Annotated in this window: 11 protein-coding genes; 7 read left to right on the forward strand and 4 right to left on the reverse strand. The window is 65.3% G+C overall.

Annotated features, from left to right (window positions below; genetic code table 11):
- Positions 1-149 precede the first annotated feature (149 nt).
- The 3 genes from KF688_12325 to KF688_12335 form a co-directional block, all read right to left on the reverse strand.
- Positions 150-2,426, reverse strand: coding sequence for an MMPL family transporter (locus KF688_12325; GenBank protein ID MBX3426458.1), 2,277 nt, complete (start codon positions 2,424-2,426; stop codon positions 150-152).
- A gap of 217 nt (positions 2,427-2,643) precedes the next feature.
- Positions 2,644-5,094, reverse strand: a complete 2,451-nt coding sequence (locus KF688_12330) for a polysaccharide biosynthesis tyrosine autokinase (protein MBX3426459.1) — start codon at positions 5,092-5,094, stop codon at positions 2,644-2,646.
- A gap of 402 nt (positions 5,095-5,496) precedes the next feature.
- Positions 5,497-6,447: an exosortase/archaeosortase family protein gene (locus KF688_12335; protein ID MBX3426460.1), complete on the reverse strand. Its 951-nt coding sequence runs from the start codon at positions 6,445-6,447 to the stop codon at positions 5,497-5,499.
- A 532-nt stretch (positions 6,448-6,979) separates the two neighbouring features.
- Between KF688_12335 and KF688_12340 the strand changes: the two genes are divergently transcribed.
- The 5 genes from KF688_12340 to KF688_12360 all read left to right on the forward strand — a co-directional run bounded on the left by KF688_12340 (position 6,980) and on the right by KF688_12360 (position 12,157).
- Positions 6,980-8,038: a polysaccharide biosynthesis/export family protein gene (locus KF688_12340; protein ID MBX3426461.1), complete on the forward strand. Its 1,059-nt coding sequence runs from the start codon at positions 6,980-6,982 to the stop codon at positions 8,036-8,038.
- 224 nt (positions 8,039-8,262) lie between these two features.
- Positions 8,263-9,228: a hypothetical protein gene (locus KF688_12345; protein MBX3426462.1), complete on the forward strand. Its 966-nt coding sequence runs from the start codon at positions 8,263-8,265 to the stop codon at positions 9,226-9,228.
- 464 nt (positions 9,229-9,692) lie between these two features.
- A complete protein-coding gene (locus tag KF688_12350) occupies positions 9,693-10,124 on the forward strand; it encodes an Hsp20/alpha crystallin family protein (protein ID MBX3426463.1) in 432 nt (143 codons plus the stop codon).
- Between the two features lie 189 nt (positions 10,125-10,313).
- Entirely contained in the window at positions 10,314-10,898 is a 585-nt protein-coding gene (locus tag KF688_12355; protein ID MBX3426464.1) for an aminodeoxychorismate/anthranilate synthase component II, read from the forward strand.
- A 53-nt stretch (positions 10,899-10,951) separates the two neighbouring features.
- Positions 10,952-12,157, forward strand: a complete 1,206-nt coding sequence (locus KF688_12360; protein ID MBX3426465.1) for a molybdopterin molybdotransferase MoeA — start codon at positions 10,952-10,954, stop codon at positions 12,155-12,157.
- A gap of 11 nt (positions 12,158-12,168) precedes the next feature.
- Here the strand turns inward: KF688_12360 and KF688_12365 are convergent, their stop codons facing one another.
- Positions 12,169-13,221, reverse strand: coding sequence for a transaldolase (locus KF688_12365; protein ID MBX3426466.1), 1,053 nt, complete (start codon positions 13,219-13,221; stop codon positions 12,169-12,171).
- A 296-nt stretch (positions 13,222-13,517) separates the two neighbouring features.
- On the opposite strand from KF688_12365, the gene KF688_12370 reads away from it, so the two are divergent.
- Both KF688_12370 and KF688_12375 read left to right on the forward strand, forming a co-directional pair.
- Positions 13,518-14,855, forward strand: coding sequence for a BBP7 family outer membrane beta-barrel protein (locus KF688_12370; GenBank protein ID MBX3426467.1), 1,338 nt, complete (start codon positions 13,518-13,520; stop codon positions 14,853-14,855).
- 322 nt (positions 14,856-15,177) lie between these two features.
- A complete protein-coding gene (locus tag KF688_12375; protein ID MBX3426468.1) occupies positions 15,178-18,291 on the forward strand; it encodes an MMPL family transporter in 3,114 nt (1,037 codons plus the stop codon).
- Positions 18,292-18,450: the final 159 nt, after the last annotated feature.

An 18,450-nucleotide genomic window follows, 5' to 3' on the forward strand; every position in this document is an offset into this window, starting at 1 on the left:
CCTGGACTCGCGTCGTTCGTCACGCGGTCGGAAGTCCCGACGCGGCGGTCACGACGGTCCGCTGAGGGTTTTGTCGAGTCCAGGCAAACAGGGATTCGGCGGCTTTCGGCCAAGCCGACACGTTTTGTTGCGCCTGAGGATGCGGTGCGTCAGCCGCGGTTTCCACGGCGATCCAACAGCGCCAGAAACGCCGGTACGAGCACGGTTCGCACCACGAACGTGTCGAGCATGATCCCCAGCGACAGGGCGAGCCCCATCTCCGCCATGCCGCGCAGCGTGCCGGTGAGCATCGACGCGAACGTCCCGGCCATGATGACGCCGCAACTGGTGATGATTCCCCCGGTCTCGACGAACGCCCGGCGGAGGCCTTCGAGGGGACCGTGGGCGCGTTGCTCCTCGAACACCCGGGTGACGAGGTAGATGTTGTAGTCCTGCCCCACGGCAGTGAGGATGACGAACAGGAACACGGGGACCTTCCAATCGAGCCCCGGGTGGGCCGCGCCGTACCATGCCCCCAGCACGATCTGCACGATCCCCAGCGTGACGAAATAGCTGAGCACCACGGTGCTGATGAGGTATAGGCACGCAAGCGGGCGGCGCAACAGGGCCAAGAGCACGGCGAACACCGCCCCGGCCACGAGCCATTGGATCCGGGTGCGATCGCTGAGCGTCACGCGCTCGAGATCGCGGATCCCGGAGCTGGGGCCCGACAACTCGAACTGGGCCTCGTGCCAGTCGGAACCGGGGTCCGCGGCCAATGCGGCCAAGGCGCGTTCGATCGTCCCGACCAGGGCCACAGCATCGGTCGAGAAGGGCCCATGGGCGAGCACGACGAACAGCCGCGTGACGCGCCCTGCCGCGTCGCCGGTTTGCGACACGAACGTCGCCTCGGCCAAGGGGCTGCCTGCCACCGCGAGCGCGGCGAGCCCCTGGCTCGAAAAGACGCTCACCTCGCCGGCGCGCTCCCCGGCGGGGCGGTAGATGCTGCGTACGCGCTCGACGCCGGGGAGATCCTCCAGCGTCTTGGCGAGACTCGCCACCTTAATTCGGCCGTCGACCCCCGCCAAATCGGCCTCGGGACGCTTGGCCACGACGACCAGGGGACCGACCTCCCCCGGCAAAAAGTGCTGCTGCAACAGTTCGGTGCCGCGCCGGCTGACGCTGTCGGACGAGAGCTCGCCGAAGATGTCGTACGTGACCCGGACGTTCCAGCCGATCGCCGCGAGCGGCGCCGCGACGAGGGCGCTGGCCGCCAGCACGCGGACCGGTCGACGAAGCACGGGGTCGGCGATCCGCTGCCAGAATCGCCGCTGCCAACTCTGCCGGCGGTCGCTGCCGCGATTGGCCCCGACCGCGGCCCCGAGCCGGGTGGCGAGCAGCGCCGGGGCGAGCGTGACGCATACGGCCAGCGCGACCAGCAGGCTCGCGGCGATGGCGGGACCGCTGTAGGCGAATTTGCCGAATTCGGCAAAGGCCATCATCGCCAGCCCGACGACGGTGGTCAGCGCGCTGGCGGAGAGGGCTAATCCGACGTGGCCGAGCGCCTCGGCCGCCGCGGCGACTTGCTCGCGTCCGGCGGCGCGCAGTTCGCGGAATCGCGAAATCAAAAACAGGCAGTAATCGGTACCGGCGCCGAACAGCAGCACGACGACGAAGATCCGCGTCGTCGTGAAGACCCGCACCTCGGGCCAGCCGGGGCGACTCTGCGACCACGCGGCCGCGAGGGCCAAGAGATCGAGCGACGCGACGACCGCGACGGCGATCGCCGTCAGCGGCGCCGCGGCCAGCGGCAGCGAGCGGTAGATCAGCAGCAGCGCTCCGACGACCATCGCCACGGTGGCCCGGTCGGTATTGCGGAGGCTCTGCGCCGCTGCGGCAAGCATGTCTCCGCCGATCGCGGCTGACCCCGAGACGCCGACGACCAGCCCCGCGGGGCGCTGGTCGTCGATCTCCTCCAGGGCTTGGGTCGTCGCCTTGAGCACCCGCATGTTGTCGACCGCCATCAGGTCGTTGGTCAGGCGGACGACGACGCGCTGGGCGTTTCCGGCGGGGCTCTTGAGCATTGGCCCGACGACCGGGGTCGACACGGTCCACGGCTGATCGACCAGCGGCAAGTTCGGGATGGCCGCCACCTGACGAGCGGCGACATGCAGAAACTGGCGATCCTCGGGGGTCATCTCGCCATCGGGACGGGCGAACACAAGCACCAGTTGGCTTCGCGAGGCGTCTTCGGGGAACGCCTCGGCTGAGAGCGCCGCCGCCCGGGCAGTGGTCGTCGAGGGGGGGAGCTGATCGAGATCGCCGTCGTTGGCGACTTGGCTCCAAGGGGGCGCCGCGAGCCGAAGCGCCGCCACCATCGCCAGCCAGGCGCCGATCACCAGCCAACGGCGGCGAGCGACGAACGATCCGAGGTGAAAGAAATCCATCGCGACCAGCGGGGACGGCAGGGGAAGCAGGCGCTCGACTCATCGTATCCGTCGCAAGGAGCCGAGGGAACCGGCTTAAGCGGGGCCTGACGATCGTCTCCTCGCGGTTCGGCGCCTGTATGCGATCGCGCGTCGTGGTGCGCGCAACAAAAACGCCGGGGCGGCACGTGGCCGCCCCGGCGCTGAGCGAGACGATGGCGAGATTCGACGGCGAGCGCTACTTGTCGTCGAGATCGATGTCGAATTCGTCGAGATTCAGATCGAGCGAATCGGACGTCGCGCCAAGATCCTCCGGCACAGCGTCGACGACGGTTGACGCGGCGGGCGCCGGCGCCTCGGCGATCTTGGCCGACTTGCCCTTGTCCTTGGCGGGCTTGGCGGCCTTGGGCGGCAGGGCCTTCTTGACGTTGGCCTGCTGCATGCGAATCAACCGCCGGTCGGCACGCACCGGCACTCCGTTGATTACGGCGCCGAGCAATCGGATGCCGAGGTTGTCGAGCAGTTCGGCCGCCTTGTGGATCTTCGGCAGCTCGCTGTGATCGCGGAGGACCGTGAGGATGGCGCTGTCGACGAGCCGTCCGAGCGCCAGGCCGTCGGCGACCTGCAGGATCGGAGGACCGTCGATGATGATGAAGTCGAACTGCGTCCGCAGTTGGTCGACGATCGGCTCCAACTGATCGGTCGCCAGATTGTGGACGGCCTGCGAATCGACCACGCCGGCGGTGAGCAGGTACAGGCTCTCGGTCTGCGTAGGACGCACCGCATCGGAGAGATCGATCTCCGAGCGGAGCACCTCGCTGAAGCCGCCGTCGAGCGGCAAACCGAACAAGGCGTGGAGCGAAGGCGCCCGCAGGTCGCTGTCGACCAGCAGGGTACGACGACCGGCCCGGGCCAAGCTGAGAGCCAAGTTGGCGGCCACAGTCGTGGCGCCTTCCATCGTCTCGGGGCTGGTCACCAGTATGATTTGCCGACGCATTTTCGTCGAGGCGTGCATCAAGGTCGCCCGCACGCTGTCGACTGACTCGGCCACTTGGGCCGAGACGAGGTTGCCGCCAGCCAGCGACTTGCGGGCCGTGGTCGCGGGGAGCACGCCCAAGACGCGAATCCCCAGACCTTCGTCGACGTCGGAGGGACCGTTGAGTCGTCGCTTGCGGAAATCGGTCAACGCGACCCCGTAGCAGGTGAGGGCCAACCCGGCGAGGGCGCCGACGGCGACGATCGCAATCCGTTCATAGGTGTTGATGTTCGGCTGGGCCATGGCTCTCTGCATGATGCGCACTTTTTCGTGCCGATTCGCGTCGCCGGCGGCCGCTTCGCGAGCTCTCTGCTCGATGTTGAGCTGCTGAAGGCGGAACTCCAGTTCCTTGACGACTTCCTGGTCGTTGGCAATCTCGTTCTTCAGAATCTCGATCGCCGGGTCGCGGGAGCCGAGCGTCATGAGCGTTTCCTCGGAGGTCCGCAGCTTCTCCTCGAGTTCCTGCTTCTGCACGCTGAGACGCTCGACGACCGCTTTGTACTGGACCATGGCCGATTGAAAGCCGATGTTCGGCATGCGGGCGTATTTTTCTCGCAGCTCGCGCTCGGCTTTCGCCCGATACTGCTGTTCCATCATGGCGATCTGTTCGCGGGACTGCTGCAGTTGCTGAACTGCGGGCGAATTCTTGCGCTTTTCTTGCGCTTGTCGCGCCATGATATTGCGATCGATTTCGAACAACTGTTTGCGATAGTCGACGATCATCGGGTCTCGATCCATCGTTTCGCTGACGGCCGCCTCGACGGCCGCTTGGCTGTTCGCTTCGCGAACGGCGATCTCTTTCATGACCTCGTTGTTGAGCAGCTCTTTGTCGACTCTGGCCAATTCGGCGCGAACAAAGTCGATCGTGCGCATCAATTGCATTTGTTCGATCTCGGCCGTGCTTGAATCCCCGCCTTGAGCGACGTCGATTTTGCGCTTCAGTTGGGTCATTTTGTCGCTCAGTCGTTTCTGCAGGTCGCGCTGGACCTGGGCGAGGTCGTCGTAGGAGCGGAGTCGCTCGATGCGTTCCTTGATGACGACTTCTTCGTAGTAGGCGTCGACGATCGCCTGGACGACGGTTTCCATTTCCTTGGCGTCTTCGGAACCGTCGTATCGCACCTCCATCACGTTGCCGGAGTTCGGGAAGCTGACCTTGAGCTCCTCAAGCATCCACTGCACGGGATCAGGTTGGTTCTGTTGAACGGCCGCAAGCTCGGTCATCGACTTCGGAGCGAAGGCCTGTTGCAGGACGAGCGAGCTCTTGACCAGCGTGAGCTGGGCGAATTGTTCCTGCTTGAGCTGCTCGGAGTTCAGGCGGACTTGCTTCTCGAACGGATTGTTCGAATCCCCGAACTGCATCATCAGATAGGCCGTCGTTCGAGACGAAGCCGGGAAGAGAAACCAGAGGGCGATGGCGACCAGAGTCGCGACCAGAGAGCCCAACAGCAGGGCCGTCAACCAGCGGCGTCGCAACCCGTTGACGAGCCACGTCTGATTGAACCCGCCGTACAAGAGATCGTTGGCCGGCGAAGGCGTCATGCCATAACCGGCCGGCAGGGGAAACGACTGCTCGGCGGTCGTCATCGCGCCCGCACGACCGGGAGAAGGCGTCAATGCGTCGGGGTGCGACAGGTCGGTGTGGGATGTTGCCATCGATTGCCTCGCTCAGGAGAAAAGTATCCGCAACGTGTCGAGACGGGAGCCGACGGACGGCACCCGAGAGGGGGCTGCCTGTCGTCGCCCTGCGTCTTCGTCGAACGATGCACCGCAAGGGGAGCGTTTGGACGTCCTCTCGCAATCCCCGGGCCGGAATCCCCAGGCTGGGAAAACCGCCGAAAAATGCAACCTTCTCGGGGGGACGTCCCGCACCGGTCGCGATTGTTCAACCGAGGCGTTGCCTCGATGCAACGCGTCGGGCCTCAGGAAACCGTCTCGCTCGCGGATCCGTGCCGCGAGGAATATCGTGTGCAAAAACCGAACCGCAGCGGTTACGGCCAGGGGCCGGCTGCGGCTGGTGATTTGCCGTCTTGCACGTTGCGCGGCGTCGCTCGCCGGTCAGGCGGTGGCGGCTCCGGCGGCGAAGTGGTCGTCCGCCTCCATCGGGATCGTCAACCGCGACAGGATTGCCAGTTCCAAGGCAAGCAGCCCCATGCCGATGACCATCATCGCGTAACCGGCGCCATCGTGAATGACAGTATGCAGAGTCCCTTCCTGCTGGGCGGAGGGGAACGCGATGTAAAGCAGTCCGGTCGCCACGATTCGGATGATATTGCTGGCAAGCGCGATGGGGATGGCGCTGACGAGAATCGCCAGACGGTCCCACCAGGGGCGATCGACGAGCAGGGCCATGGCGACGCACATGGCGCCGAACACGGTGAGCATCCGCAGGCCGCTGCACGCCTCGGCGACGATGAGGGGCTGCTCCAGCGAGTCGATTTTGATGCTTTGGCCGATCTTGACGGCGCCGACGCCCAAGGTCTGGAGAATGACGGTGCTTGCCCAGCTTGCCCAGCTGAGCAATTTGATAAGAAAGGTGTTCTCGACCTGGTAGGGCAGGGGAAACATGAAGACCAGGAAGCCGCACGCCGGCCCGGCCCACTTCAGCAGCGAGGTTCCCCCCACCATGAGGCAGATGCCCAAGAGAACGCTAATGAAGGAGAGCCGATCGAAGAAGTTCACGTTGTCCCAGGAGGCCAAGAGGCGCACTCCGAGCGAGACCGCGACCACGGCCAGCCCGATCCACCGCTGGGACGGTTCGGTTTCCGCGAGCGGGCGTCGCCGCTCCCAGAACAGATAGCAGGCGATCAGCGGGACGATCCAGCCGTGGGAATAGAGGTCGTTCGACCAGTAGGACGAAGCGAACTTCAGCATGTTCCCGTAGCAGATCACCGTCAGCGCAACGAGACCGCCGAACGCGTACCAGCCGAGGCGGGCTTCTTGCTCATCAAGGGGAATGTCGTCGGACCAGTCCAAATCCGCCGCATTGCGGCCAGCGCCAAAGCTCATCGAAGGTACTCGGGGACGAGGTCGCAGGAATCGACAAGCCGCCGCAGACCAGCACGGTCGGACGGCCGACAGCAAGGGGCGCCAGCGGCGCGGCGACGGATCTGGAGAGTCTGTCGCTGAAATTGAGAATACGCGTCCTGCCCAGCGCTGTCAAACAGTTTGACGCTGCTCCTGGCGACTGCAACTTGCTTATTCATCAAGCACTTACGACGTGGCGGAACGACTGTAACGGTCCTCCCGATGACGCTGGCCACATGGCGCGAAAGCGGATGAACGGGCGACTTTTCCGGCTCGCGGCGCAAGCCAGATCGAGCGCCGCTCCGGCGCCAGCAGGGCTTGCAGCGCACGGCCGAGAGCTCCCACTTTTGCCAGCGATTTCCGCACTCCGCCCAAAGTCGGTGTTAAAGCGTGACGATTATAAGCATTGTAACCGTCGTACCGGTCCTACCGGCTGCGCGTACGTGCTTGTCGGGGAGGGGTCTCCCCGCGGCATTCGACGCAACTCGCCAAGCACGCTAGCGAGATTCGATTCATGAAGGCGAACACAACGATCCACCGCGGCCTGACTCTGGCGATGTTGGCGATTCTCGCCTCGTCGACCGGCTGCACGGCGTACATGGCGCAACGCTCGCCTGTGCCCGCCGACGTGCCGCAGCCCCCCGCCTCGAGCCCCGTGCCGCGGGAACTCGAAATGGTGACGCTGCCGCGGTATGTCATCGAGCCCCCAGATATTCTGCTGGTCGAAGGGGTGAAGCTGGTTCCCAAGAGCCCGCACCGCATCGAGACGTTCGACGTCTTGCTCGTCCGCGTCATCGGCGCGTTTCCCGAACAACCGATCGACGACGCCTACTCCGTCGACGCCGACGGTACGGTGAATCTCGGTCCGACTTACGGCCGGGTGAAGGTCATCGATCTGACGATCGAAGAATCGGAAGACGAAATCCGCAAACAGCTCTCGAAGATTCTCAGCGACGTCGACGTCTCGGTCTCGCTGATCTCGTCCGCCGGGGCGCAGGCGATCACCGGACAGCACTTGGTGGCGATGGACGGTCGGGTGAATCTCGGGACGTACGGCTCGGTCTACGTCGCCGGCATGACGATCGAACAATGTCGCGCAGCGATCGAGGAGAAGCTGAGCGAGAAACTGGAAGATCCTGAAATCTTCGTCGACGTTCTCGCCTACAACAGCAAGGTTTACTACGTCATTACCCAGGGGGCCGGACTCGGCGACAACGTCGTGCGGTTCCCGATTACGGGGAACGACAAGGTGATCGACGCGGTGGCCAACTTGGGAGGCATCTCGCAGGTGTCGTCGAAGAAGATGTGGATCGCCCGCCCCGCGCCCAACGGCGTCGGCTGCGAACAGATTTTGCCCATCGAATGGGACAAGATCTCCCAGGGCGCCGTCACGGCCACGAACTATCAACTGATGCCCAGCGATCGGTTGTATATTGCCGAGGATCGCATCACGAGCTTCAACACCATCGTGGGCAAAATCCTCAATCCGTTTGAACGAATTGTCGGTTTCGTCTCGCTTAGCACCTCGATGGGCAACCGAATTGTCCGCTTCGGCCAACCCAACACGTTCTAGCCTGAGTGACATTGCCGCCGACGAGCCGCGGACGGCTGCTCGTCGGCGGGCTTGATCCGGACGCCTCCTTCGTTGTTCTGACGATCCGCCAGCTTGCAGCCGGCAGATCGCCTGGGATCGAGTCGGAGTCTGATTCGTACTTCACACTGCAACACTGCAAACGGATTTGCCGCGGCCCCGCTCCTGACCCAGCGACTTGCCGCCTTTCGGAAGGAACCCACGCTATGCGACGCAAGCCGCCCCTTGGCGCTCCTCTGCGAGTTTCGTTGCTGACCTCCGGCGGCTTGGCCGTGTTGTTGGCCGGAACGGCCGCGGCCGTGTCGAACTGCGGCCCCGCGCCGTGCGCAGCCGACGGGACATGCTTGCCGAACCGACCAAGTTGGGGTTGGTACAACACGCGTTGGCGGGCTTGGCCGGGAGAACAGCCCGGCTTGACGCCGACCCCGGCCGGCGGAGCCAAGGGGGAGGACGAATCGCCTGACTCTCTGCCCGGATTGATCCTTCCCGATCCGACGAAAGAGGACAAAGCCGGTTCGGAGAAGACGGACCAGAAGTCCCGCGGTGGCGTCGGAGTTCCGGACGAAGGTGCGCTTCCCGATCCCGAAGCCATGCCGGAACTTGATCCCTTCAGCCAACGCGACGAGCGGGGCGCCCCTCAGGTGCAGCTCGGTTTGCCGGCGGCGCGAGGCGTGGTGACGGCCCTGCCGCACGTTTACGACGACCAGTATCCGGCGCCTTCCTACGTGCAGCCGCTGCCGGCGGTGATCGACAACCCGGCGGTCGCTCGGCCGGCGAGCAACCTCGCTCCGCTGGGAGGGCCGAATTTGAACAGCGAAGACGCTCCGCCGGCGCTGCCAGCCAGCCTGCAGAGCATGCTGCCGCAGTCGCAGCAACCTGCCGTGCCGTCGCCGGTCGCTGCCGCGGTTCCCTACGGCCGGGCGTTGTCGCCTGTGCGGCCGGCACAGCCGCAGCAACTGGCTCCGGCGGCGCCCGTCGCCTTGGGACAGCCGGCGAGCGTGACGCCGTCGCAGACGCCGATTCGGCCCGTCACGTGGGAGACCCCCGGCGGGATCGCGCTGGTCAACCCCGCAGCGGCCGTCGAGGTCGAGGCGGGAGCCGAGGGGACCAAGCGGGCGATCTACTACGAAGTCTCCGACGCCTCGCCGGATACGGCGAGTCAGACCAAGTGACGTGCGGCAACGTACGTCAGTCTAAGGGCGAGTTCACTCGACGACCCTCGGCCGCTTGCGGTCGGGGGTCGTTGGCGTGTTAGTGCCAGGAGGCGGATAAGCCTCTCAGCGAAAGTCGCGGCGGCGACTGCCTGTCCGCTGTCTTCCGTTTCGCTGCCATTTTGGCGCCCGTGCGGCGGCTTCTGAGCCGGTTCGGCCAAGTTGGCGGCTGTCGTTTTGGCGGCGTCGTCGGGATCGGCTGAGCAGGCGTGTTCGCAACTTTTGCGGGGACAATGTGTTGCGAAAACGCCGGTATCACCGGCCTCGTGCTTGGCCGATCGGCACGACTCTTGCTCCTGGTCTTGTTGCAACCACAACTCGCCTGCACGGCGGACCGCGGCCGCCCGACGGGCGACCCGTTCGGTTGTGATGCCAAGCATTTCAATCGAGCCGTCAAGGCGCCAGAAACGAAGGAGGAATCTGCCATGTCCAACGCCATTGCCAAGAACCGTTTGCGGGAGTTCGTGCCCAGCACTTGGGGCGAATTCAATACGATGATCGACCAATTTCTCGGCCCCACAGGCCTGCGCGGCGTTCAGCCGTTCTACGTCCCGGGGAGCATGTGGGAGGACGAGAACGCGATTCACGTCGAACTCGACGTGCCGGGCGTCGTCAAGGAGAACGTCGAATTGACGTTTGAGAAAGGGACGCTGAAGATCGTGACGCAGCGCTCCGCGCCGTCCGAAGAGCGCAAAGGGCTGGTCGACCAACGTCGCTACGGCCAGACGACTCACACCGTGACGCTTCCCGAGTCGGTCGACCCGGACAGCATCTCCGCCGAGCTTGCCGACGGCGTGCTTCACGTCACGGTCGCCAAGCGGCCCGAAACGCTGCCGAAGCGGATCGAGATTAAGTAGGTCTTCGCCGTTGCGAAAGTCCCCCTAACGAGCGGCCGCGTTGCTCCTGCGAGCGACGCGGTCGTATTTTTTGCGCGCGAGCGCTCCGCTTCCCTGCAATTCGCGGCTCCGTTGGTTTGGCGACGCGCGAATAGAACGGCGCGACGGAACCGGCTCCCTCCCGCGCGTTCGGCTGAGTACAATCTCGGCATGATCCAAATCATCGACAATTACGACTCATTCACTTACAACCTCGTCCAGCGGCTGGGGGAAATCGACCCGCACCTCGAGATTCAGGTCGATCGCAACGACCAAATCACGGTCGACGAGATCCTCGCCCGCCGACCGGACCGAGTCATTATTTCGCCCGGGCCCTGCACTCCCAACGAGGCGGGGGTGTCGCTGGAATGCGTCCGACGGCTTGCCGGTCAGATGCCGCTGCTGGGAGTCTGTCTCGGACACCAGTCGATCGGCCAGGCGTACGGCGGCGAGATCGTCCGGGCCGATCGCTTGATGCACGGCAAGACGGACCAGATTCACCACAACGGCGCCGGATTGTTCGCCGGGATCGTCAATCCGTTTCAAGCGACCCGATACCACAGCCTGGTCATCAAACCCGAGACGCTTTCCGCCGAGTTCGACGTCAGCGCATGGAGCGACAACCCTGCGACCGGGCGTCGCGAAATCATGGCGATCGCCCATCGCATGCTGCCGGTGTTCGGCGTGCAGTTTCATCCGGAAAGTTTCCTCACGCACGCGGGGTTCGACATCTTGCGGGCGTTCTTGGCAGCGTGACGCTCTTGCCGCCCCCCGCGTCGCTCGCATAACGCTTGAGCCGCCGAAGATCTATGCTCACCGTCGACGAGGCTTTCCTGACGCTTGCCGCGCACGTGGCGCCCGCGCCGCCGCGGGACGTGCCATTGGGGGAATTGCTCGGCCTGCAGCTTGCGCAAGACGTGGCGAGCGATTGCGACTCGCCGCCGTTCGACAAGTCGGTCGTCGACGGTTATGCGATTGCGCTCGCCGACGCCTCGCCGGAACTGGCGGTGCTCGAGCAAGTGATCGCGGGCAGCGTGCCGAGCCGGCCCCTCGCGCCGGGGGGGACGATTCGCGTGATGACAGGGGCGCCGATCCCCGCTGGCGCCGACGCGGTCGTGAAGTGGGAAGATTGTCGTGAACTGGCCCCCGAGCGGATCGCCAATCCTGCGGCGGGAGTCGCGGCGGGGCACTGCATCTTGCGGCGCGGGACCGCGTTCCGACGCGGCGACGTGTTGCTCGCCGCGGGGAAGCGGCTGACGCCGCTGGACCTCGCCTTGATGGCCGAGGCGGGGTGCGCGTCGGCCTCGGCGATTCCTCGCCCGCGCGTCGGCGTGCTGCCGACGGGCAACGAGCTTGTGGCCCCGGGCGAGCCGCTCGGTCCGGGGCAGATTCGCAACAGCAACGGACCCATGCTGCTTGCTTCGCTGGCCGCGGCGGGGTGCGCGGCGGTCGATCTAGGCGTTGCTCGCGACGACCCGGAGTCGCTGCGCGCCGCGATCGAGCGCGGACTTGCCGAGTGCCAAGTGCTGCTCGTCTCGGGGGGCGTCTCGGCGGGGGTGATGGATCTCGTTCCCGGCATGCTTGCCGCGTTGGGCGTCCGCGAGGTCTTTCACAAACTGCGGATGAAGCCGGGCAAGCCGCTGTGGTTCGGCGTGAAAGACGCAGCAGCGCGGCAGTACGTATTCGGCCTTCCTGGCAACCCGGTGAGCACGCTGGTGGCGTTTCGGCTGTTCGTGTCGCCGACGCTCGCGACGATTGCCGGAGCGCCGTTTGCTCCTCCTGCGAGGAAGCCCGGCGCGTTGATCAAGTCGATGAAACATCGGGGCGAGCGTCCGACGTTTCACCCATGCCGATTGGCGCCTGCGGACAAGGGCGACCTGTTGCAACTCGAGCCGCTCGCCTGGCAGGGCTCGGCCGATTTGGCGACGCTCGCCCGAGCCGATTGCCTGGGGGCGTTTCCCGCGGGCGACTACGAACTGCCCGCCGGGTCGCCGGTCGACGCAATTCTGCTGTAACGCGTTGGCTGTTACGCCAGCTCAGTTCGCTTGGTCGCCACCATGGCCAAAAGGCCCTTCTGCGGATCGGCGAATTTCTTGAGCCCCTCGGCCATCAAGACGTCGTGCAGTCGTTGTTGATCGACCTTGGCGGCAATCTCGTCGAGCACTGCGGCGGGGGGGAGTTCGTCGATGGTGCGCGTGAAGGTGCGTCCGCTCGCTTCGACTGCGTCGTTCGTCGCCGGAGGATTTGTCTGGATGTCGCTCCCCGCGAGCGCCGCGACGTACTTCCACGGCGGATCGGACGGTTTTTTCGTCCCCGTGCTGGCGAAGACGATCTCCTGGGCCAAGGGCGTCGGATGGTCCTGCCAGAACGCTTGGTTTTCGCGCCAGATCATTTTCACGTTGACGATCCCCGTCTCGCCCTGGGCCGCGGGCGAGAGCTCGGGGACCTGTTGTTCGGTGTAAACGTCAAGCCGCGAGATGAAGATGCTGTAGACGCTCTTGAACCGATCGAGCGAGCCGAGCCGATGGGCGCCGCGCCACACGGCGTCGCGGGCGGCGCGATATTGGTCGGCGGTGAAGATCAGGGTCACGTTGAGCGGAACCCCGCGCGCCGCCAGCTCTTCGAGGGCGCCGAGCCCCGCCGGGGTCGCGGGGACCTTGATCATGCGGTTTTCGTGTCCCGCGGACCACTTGGTTCCCAATGCGACGTACTCGGCTGCTCGCGCGCTCGTGCTGAGCGGGCAGTCGGCGTCTTCCAGCAGCGGGTCGAGCTCGAAGCTCACGTAGCCGTCATTGCCCTGCGACTCCTGCCAGACTGGGTGAAACACGCCCTGGGCGGCCTGAACGACTTCATCGGTCACCGTCCAGGCGACGTCGGCGTCGCTCCGATCGCCCTGCTGCAGCAGTTCCGCGATGCGATCGTCGAATCGGCCGGTCTTGATCAGATCGCTGATGATGATCGGGTTCGAGGTGGCGCCCGTAGCCCCCAGGGCGCGGTTCTTGGCGACCAAGTCGGGGTCGACCGAGTCGAGCCATAACTTCGTCCCGGAGGCGATCAGCGATGCTAGCGGCGACGGCATGGGCGAGAGCTCCTCAATGCAGGCACAGGGTACGGACAATCGCCCGGCGGCGATCGTTGCCGCCATTCTCTCCGGCTCGACCGAGAGGGCAACCGGGCTGCGGCGGGCAAGATGGGCGCTTCGGTCGGAGTTTGCCGGTCGGCGCCGACCATGCCAATTCTTCCGCGGGGCGGGTTTTTGACGATTCTGCCGGTAATTCCTATTTGGCGGGCTCGCCGCGGACGATTTATCAGTTGGGAAACTACCGGCGTCGACGCGCGCCGTTCGGGGGGACCGTATCGCGAGGAGATACTGCGGTGAGAACCATCTACTCATTCACGACCGCGACGCTGGCGACAGCGAGCGCCCTGCTCTTCGCCTTGCCTGTGCAAGCGCAGGAGGACTTGGCGCCGCCCGCCTCAAGTCTCTACGACGAGGATTTGCCTCCCGTCGAGTCGCTTGAGCCCGAGGCGATCGAATCGAGTTCGTCCTCCCCCGGGGGGAAGGACTACGGGGTTTTCGCCCCGCTATACCCGGGGATGAGCGAAACCGATCGACTGATCGAAGGCTATCCGGCCTTGATCGAGAGCTCGGGAACGTGGTTGCGACGCGGCTTTTGGTTCACCGAGGTCGACGCGGTGCTGGTGCAACGTCGCACCGGGTCGCGCTCGATGGTGCTGGGGCGGGAACTCGGGGCCGGCACGCCGTTCGGCGCCGCGCTGCCCACGTTCAACAACATCCTGGAAGTCAACAACGGCCCCGGGGCCGAAGCGCTGCCCCGCATCAAGGTCGGGCGTTTCCTGTTCCGCGACGAGTACAACCGCGACCATACGGCCGAGTTCGTGTGGTACGGCGCGGGGGCTTGGAACCAAGCCGCCTCGATCTTGGCCGCGACCCCCGACGGCCTCTCGGTCCCCTCGAACATCGACCGCAGCAACAACCTCAATCTCGCCGGCGAACTGCCGATCAACCAGTCGAACATTTCGTTCGACGGCGCCCGCTCGATGGCGATCGACTACCGATCCGAACTCGACAGCTTTGAATGGAACTACCATGTCAAGGATCGGATGGAACGCGACCAGATGATTCTGCGTCCCGACGGCGAGTGGGTGCGGCGGGCGACCCCTTCGGTCACGAGGTCGTTCCTGGCCGGCGTGCGGTATCTCAACACCAAGGACTCGCTGCTGTGGACCGCCACGGGGATCCCGACCACCGCGGCCGGCACGAACCGCGGCGACGGCTCGTACGACATCGCAACCGACAACAATCTGTTCGGGACGCAGCTCGGCTTCACCTACACTTGGGAGCGGGAACGCTGGTCGTTCGGCACGGTCTGCAAGGGGGGCGGCTATTACAACTACATGCAACTCGACTCGACTTGGCAGGTGCTTGATCAGGACGACGCGGTCCGCGCCAGCGGCGACGTCCACACCGACGGCAGCAATCTGTCGTTCGTGGGCGAATTCGCCGCCTTCATGAAGTGGCACTTGCGTCCCAATTTGTCCGTCCGCATGGGAGCGGAACTGCTGATGATCGAGTCGCTGGCGCTGTCGACGAGGAATCTCAACTTTGTCAACGGGGGCTTCGACCCCATCTCGCACGCCGGCGGGAACGTTTTCATGGGGACCTCGATCGGTCTGGAGACCTACTGGTAACCGCCGCTGCGTCGGGCCGCGACGGATTGCGGCATTGCGTACCAGCGCGGGGCCGCGGCGGCGTTCGATTCAGGGCCGGCCAGCTTGCCCAGTCCGCAAAAACGCCTGCCCACGGCGTTCCTCCCCGGCTCGGGGGCTTGGTCGGCGTAGACTCGCTGGCCGATTCGGGATAGCCTAGCTACTTGCACCACCTGGGCTTGCGCGGCGAAACGGCCGTGACGAGTCGCCGCGGGCTCCGGGCGGTGCGGCTGGTCCCCCTCCCTCGACGCTGGCGCCGACGCCCTCCTGGCGGTGGTCGCGCCGCTCACGCCGTGCGCCGCTGATGAATCGCCCTTCGTTCCTCGCCCGCAAGACGTTCGGGCTCTCGAACTACTTTCTGCTGGCGATGGCCGCGGCGTTCGTCGTCGCCCTCATGCCGCGCGGCGTGAGGATGGCGATCAGTTCCAATTCGAACAAGGCCGAGGACTGGCTCCCCGACTCCTACGCCGAGTCCAGCGATCTGAAGTGGTTCCGCAGCCACTTCGTCGGCGAGCAGTTTGCGCTCATGAGCTGGGACGGCTGCACGCTCGGCAACGCCGAGAAGCTGAATCTGCTGGCCAAGAAGCTGGTCCCCAGTCCCGAGTCGCTGGCCAGCGCCGATCCCAAATCGGCGACCCTGCAGCGCAGCAAGTGGTACTCGCGGGTGCTGACCGGCCCCGGCGTCATCGCCGAGTTGACCGCTCCGCCGTTGTCGCTGTCGCGGGGCGAAGCGATCAAGCGGCTCGAAGGGGCGCTCGTCGGTCCGCGGGCCAAGGACGCCGCCGGCAAGGAGTTGGGGAACGATTCGCGCGTCACCTGCCTGATGGTGTTCCTCACTCCCGAGGCGACGCACGACAACCGTACGATGCGGGCCGCCGTCGAGATGATCGAGCGCACCGCGATCAATGAATGCGGCATCAAGCGGGAAGAGTTCCACATGGGGGGCCCCCCGGTGGACAACATCACGATCGACGTCGAGGGAGAAAAGACCCTCATGCGGCTGGCGTCGCTGGCGGCCCTGGTCGGCGGCGGGTTGGCGTACTGGTGTTTGCGCAGCATCAAGCTCACTTCGATCGTCTTCGCCGTGGGGGTGATCAGCGCCGGGATCAGCCTGGCGATCGTGTTCTACTTCGGGGTCTTCGAGGTCTTTGTGCTCGGCAAGCCGAAGCCGTATCTGGGGACCGTCGACGCGATCCTGATGTCGATGCCGGCGGTCGTGTACGTGCTCGGGCTGTCGGGGGCGATTCATACGGTCAACTACTATCGCGATGCGCGGCGCGACCACGGTCTGGCGGGCTCCGCCGAGCGGGCCGTCAAGATGGGCTGGTGGCCCTGCACGTTGGCCGCCTTCACGACCGCCGTCGGGTTGGGATCGCTGTTCACCAGCGACATCCTGCCTATTAAGAAGTTCGGCCTGTTCACCGGCATCGCGGTGCTGACGACCGTTGCCGTGCTGTTTACGATCTTGCCGGTGTTTCTCCATCGGTTTCCGCTGTCCGACGCGGCCATCAAGCGGCAGAGCGGCAATCGGGACGACGAGGACCACCTGCCCGCGTGGGCCAAGCGGATCTTCGGTTTCGTGCTCGCTCGGCACAATCTCGTCTTCGCCGGTTGGCTGGCGATCCTGGCGGCGGTCGGCTACGGCATGACCCGGATCGAGACGTCGGTGCAGTTGCTCAAGCTGCTCGATCAGGACACCAAGCTGATTCACGACTACGCCTGGCTCGAGTCGAACCTCGGCAATCTGGTGCCGATGGAGGTCGTGCTCACCGTCCCCCCCGAGCGGCGTCGCGAGCCTGACGAGCATGCCGAGTCGGACGGCAACCAGTACCGACTCACGATGCTCGAGCGGCTGGAACTGATCCGTCAGATCCAGAGCCGTATCGAGGCGCTTCCGCAGATCAGCCGGGCTTTGTCGGTCGCCACGTTCACTCCCGAGGCGACGCAAAGCGGCTACGCAGGCGCCGATTCGGGCGCCAACTTCGCCAAGAACAAGAGTCTCGCCGAGCATCGCGATCGCCTGCTGGACGGCGACTACCTGCGGATGGAACGAACCCGCACCGTCGCGGGAGTCTTCAGCAAGAGCGAGTTCACGGGCCGCGAACTGTGGCGCGTCAGCGCGCGGGTGGCGGCCTTGTCTGCGGACGGCGAAGGGGTCGATTACGGCAAATTCACCCGTCAGCTCGAGCAAGAAATTCTTCCCGTGCTCCTCTCCTACGAGCAGCGGGACGAACTGGTCCGCAAACTCCACGACGCGGAAAAACAGCTCGCCGGCGGCCGATTCGTGATGCTCTACCGTAACGAAACGGCCGACGCCAAGTTCGCGCCTGACTCGCCCGAGGGGTTGTTGCGCGACCTGATCGCCGCCAGCGGGATCGCCCCCAACGGCGTCACCCCGTTCAACATCGCGACGTTCGAGAACCCCAAGCAGCCGACCCCCGAGCAAGACGACCAGTACCGGGTCGCGGCGCTCAAGAAGCTGGGGCAGTTCGACGCGGTCGTTGCGCTCGATACGATCGATTCGGCCGTGCTCGAGCCGTTGCGCACGGCGGGGCTGCTGGTTGCGGAGATCTCGACCACGCCGCTGGCCGAAGGTCCCGGGATCGTGTCGGCGGCCGAGCCTGTTTACGATCACGAGCACCCGCGTCCCATTCGCGCCGTCTTCACCGGGATGGTGCCGCTCGTTTACAAGACCCAGGCGCAGCTCTTGGTGAGCCTGAGCGAAAGCATTGCCTGGGCGACCGTGCTGATCGCGGGGGTGATGATCTTCGTGCTTCGCAACGTCGTCGCTGGGCTGGCGTCGATGATCCCCAACGTGTTCCCGATCTTCATGACGTTCGGCGCGCTCGGATGGCTGGGGATCAAGGTCGACATCGGCATCATGATGACCGCCAGCGTCGCTCTGGGCGTTGCCGTCGACGATACGATTCATTTCCTCACGTGGTTCCGTCGCGGGCTGTCGCGAGGTTTGTCGCGGTACGACGCGGCGATGTTGTCGTACGATCGCTGCGGCACGGCGATGATGCAGACCACGCTCATTGGCGGCTTGGGGCTGAGCGTCTTCGCCACAAGCACCTTCACCCCGACCCAGCAGTTCGGCTATCTGATGATCACCATGCTGGGCGCGGCGCTTGTGGGCGATCTGTTGCTGTTGCCGGCGATTCTGGTCGGGCCGTTGGGTCGGTTCTTCGGCGCCGAGGCCGAGGGAGCGGAGCCCGCGACGAGCGGCGACGAATCTCTCGCCGCGACGTTGTCGCCAACCGCAGGTGAAGAGCGCTCGTCCCCCTCCTTATCCGCTGGCGGAGAACGTGAAGCCTCCGCCTGCCCCGACGTGCTGACCGGGCCGCATGCGGCGCTCCACGCCAAGTTGCGCAACCTCCGCCGCGACGCCGCGGCCCGCGAGTCGAGCGGTTCCTGACGGTCCGGCCCGCTTCCCGAACGACACGCTCTCCCTGCAGCGGGCCGCGCACCAGCACCGGTCGCAGGCTGGGGCGACGAACGTTGCGGTCGCGAAGCATCCCTGTTCTGGCCCGATTCCGTCGCGGGCGAGGTCGCAACGGGACGAAGCTGGGGAGGA

Source organism: Pirellulales bacterium (assembly GCA_019636345.1).
GTDB lineage: Bacteria > Planctomycetota > Planctomycetia > Pirellulales > Lacipirellulaceae.

Coding starts and splice junctions, on each gene's coding strand:
- KF688_12325 (MBX3426458.1), bottom strand. CDS start 2,426: ATGGATTTCTTTCACCTCGGATCGTTCGTCGCTCGCCGCCGTTGGCTG.
- KF688_12330 (MBX3426459.1), bottom strand. CDS start 5,094: ATGGCAACATCCCACACCGACCTGTCGCACCCCGACGCATTGACGCCT.
- KF688_12335 (MBX3426460.1), bottom strand. CDS start 6,447: ATGAGCTTTGGCGCTGGCCGCAATGCGGCGGATTTGGACTGGTCCGAC.
- KF688_12340 (MBX3426461.1), top strand. CDS start 6,980: ATGAAGGCGAACACAACGATCCACCGCGGCCTGACTCTGGCGATGTTG.
- KF688_12345 (MBX3426462.1), top strand. CDS start 8,263: ATGCGACGCAAGCCGCCCCTTGGCGCTCCTCTGCGAGTTTCGTTGCTG.
- KF688_12350 (MBX3426463.1), top strand. CDS start 9,693: ATGTCCAACGCCATTGCCAAGAACCGTTTGCGGGAGTTCGTGCCCAGC.
- KF688_12355 (MBX3426464.1), top strand. CDS start 10,314: ATGATCCAAATCATCGACAATTACGACTCATTCACTTACAACCTCGTC.
- KF688_12360 (MBX3426465.1), top strand. CDS start 10,952: ATGCTCACCGTCGACGAGGCTTTCCTGACGCTTGCCGCGCACGTGGCG.
- KF688_12365 (MBX3426466.1), bottom strand. CDS start 13,221: ATGCCGTCGCCGCTAGCATCGCTGATCGCCTCCGGGACGAAGTTATGG.
- KF688_12375 (MBX3426468.1), top strand. CDS start 15,178: ATGAATCGCCCTTCGTTCCTCGCCCGCAAGACGTTCGGGCTCTCGAAC.